1 protein-coding gene is annotated in these 1,168 nt (G+C 49.1%); it reads left to right on the forward strand.

Annotated elements, in window-relative coordinates:
• Window positions 1-19: 19 nt before the first annotated feature.
• A complete protein-coding gene (fruB, locus tag R7E47_RS24890) occupies window positions 20-1,150 on the forward strand; it encodes a fused PTS fructose transporter subunit IIA/HPr protein (RefSeq protein WP_318085439.1) in 1,131 nt (376 codons plus the stop codon).
• The last annotated feature ends 18 nt before the right edge of the window (window positions 1,151-1,168 follow it).

A 1,168-nucleotide genomic window follows, 5' to 3' on the forward strand; every position in this document is an offset into this window, starting at 1 on the left:
TTAAGGCTGGAGAAGCACCATGCTTAAGCTAAATAAGAACGACATTACCCTCTCGCAATCAGCGACAGATAAGTTTGCAGCACTCAAGAATATTGCGCAAAGCCTGACAGACAAAGGCCTTGTTGAACAAGGTTATGTGGAAGGCATGCTAAATCGTGAAAACCAAAACTCAACGTTTTTAGGTAACGGCATCGCGATCCCTCACGGCACAACCGACACTCGCTCAATGGTAAAAACCACTGGCGTCGCTGTTCACCACTTTCCTAAAGGTGTGGATTGGGGTGACGGAAACAAAGTCTTCGTTGCGATTGGTATCGCGGCAAAATCAGACGAGCACTTAGGCATTCTGAAGCAACTGACCAAAGTGCTAGGTGCTGATGGCGTGCAAGAGCGTCTTCGCGATGCAAAAAACGAAAAAGACATCATTGCCTTACTTCATGGTGATGTTCAGCTTGAAGCGGACTTCGATGCGTCTCTTATCCAGCTGCTTTTCCCTGCAAGCGATATGGTACAGATGAGCGCTGTGGCAGGTGGCCTCTTGAAAAACACTGGCTGTGCTGGCGCTGAATTTGTTGCGGATCTCGTGACAAAAGCACCGACTCATCTCGGCAACGGTTTGTGGCTAGTTGGTAGCGACAAGCACGTTTCTCGCACGGGTGTGTCTTTTGTCTCGACGGCTAACGATTGCGAATACGAAGGCCAAAAAGTGCGTGCTTTGGTTGCGTTTGCGGCTTGTAACAACGCTCACCAATCAATTCTGCACAACTTGTCTAAAATTGTTTTCAACAACGAACACAATAAGCTGTTAGATGCCTCTGCAGAACAGATTCTCGCGCTATTCAAAGGCGAAGAAGTGGCAGCGCCAGCCGAAGATGGCAACGTAGCAGTCTTTAAGATCAAAAACGCACATGGCCTTCACGCTCGCCCGGGTGCGATGCTGGTTGCAGAAGCGAAGAAATTCGAATCAAACATTCGCGTGGCAAACCTAGATGGTGATGGTAAAGCAGTAAATGCGAAAAGCCTGATGAAAGTGATTGCCCTTGGTGTGAAACACGGTCACCAATTGCAGTTCTCTGCTGAAGGCCCAGACGCGGCTCAAGCGCTGGAGTCTATTGGCAACGCGATTGCTACTGGCCTAGGTGAAGGTTAAGGGGCACGCAAATGACAG

Source organism: Vibrio sp. Vb1026 (assembly GCF_033338745.1).
Classification (GTDB): Bacteria; Pseudomonadota; Gammaproteobacteria; order Enterobacterales; family Vibrionaceae; genus Vibrio; species Vibrio alginolyticus.

Coding starts and splice junctions, on each gene's coding strand:
- fruB (WP_318085439.1), top strand. CDS start 20: ATGCTTAAGCTAAATAAGAACGACATTACCCTCTCGCAATCAGCGACA.